This window comes from Microbacterium sp. ISL-103, from assembly GCF_018613995.1.
In the GTDB taxonomy this organism is placed as follows: Bacteria; Actinomycetota; Actinomycetes; order Actinomycetales; family Microbacteriaceae; genus Microbacterium.
In genome coordinates, this window is sequence record NZ_JAGGPD010000288.1 from 1 (window position 1) to 1,122 (window position 1,122).

Consider the following 1,122-nt stretch of genomic DNA (forward strand, 5'->3'; position numbering starts at 1 on the left):
CCTGCCAGCCCGGAGACTCGGCGGGGAAGAACTTCTGAAGCAGATCGAGCATGATCGGGACGGCGGTCGATGCACCGGGAGATGCTCCGAGGAGACCTGCGATCGAGCCGTCCGCCGCAGAGACGACCTCGGTGCCGAACTGCAGGATGCCGCCCTTCTTCGCGTCCTTCTTCATGACCTGCGCGCGCTGACCGGCGTCGATCAACGTCCAGTCCTCGTCCTTCGCGGTGGGCATGAATGTGCGCAGGCTGTCGACCTTCTTGGCGTGGTTCTTCAGCAGCTCGCCCACCAGGTAGGTGATGAGGTCGGGGTTCGCGAACGCGACGCGGAGCATCGGCCAGAGGTTGTGCGTGCGCACCTGCGACACGATGTCGAACATCGAGCCGTTCTTGAGGAACTTCGGGCTGAATGTCGCGAACGGGCCGAACATGAGCGAGGCCTCGCCGTCGACCACACGCGTGTCGAGGTGCGGCACCGACATGGGCGGCGCACCCACGGACGCCTGCGAGTAGACCTTCGCCTTGTGCTGGGCGACGACATCGGGGTTGGAGGTCTTGAGGAACTGCCCGCCGATCGGGAAGACTCCGTATCCCTTGATCTCAGGGATGCCCGAGCGCTGCAAAAGCTTGAGCGCCCAGCCACCGGCACCGACGAAGACGAAGCGCGCCTTGATCTGGTTCGGCGTGCGCCCGATCGTCGTGCGGTAGTTGATCAGCCAGGTGCCGTCTTTCTGCTTCTTCAGGCTCTTGACCTCGTGGTTCGTGCGCAGCGCGACACCCGAATCGGTGAGGTGGTCGAAGAGCTGGTGCGTCAGCGCACCGAAGTCGACGTCGGTTCCGGCGGGCACGCGGGTGGCCGCGAACGGCTCGCCCTTGCGGCGCTGCTGCATGAGCAGCGGCGCCCACTTGTTGATGACGCGGGAGTCGTCGCTGTATTCGATGCCCTCGAACAGCGGCTGCTTCTTCAGGACCTCGTAGCGGTCCTTGAGGTACTTGACGTCTTTCTCACCGCGCACGAACGTCATGTGCGGGGTCGCGTTGATGAACGTCGACGGGGCGTCGAGCACTCCCCGCTCGACCAGAGACGACCCGCACTGACAGCTCTGCGGGACCTGCTCGTTGA

The 1,122-nt window shown here is 64.6% G+C and carries 1 protein-coding gene; it reads right to left on the reverse strand.

What is annotated here, in order from left to right; all coding sequences use genetic code 11:
* Nucleotides 1-1,122 (reverse strand): malate:quinone oxidoreductase (locus J7E68_RS11340; protein WP_251048907.1); only part of this gene is annotated, 1,122 nt, incomplete at both ends.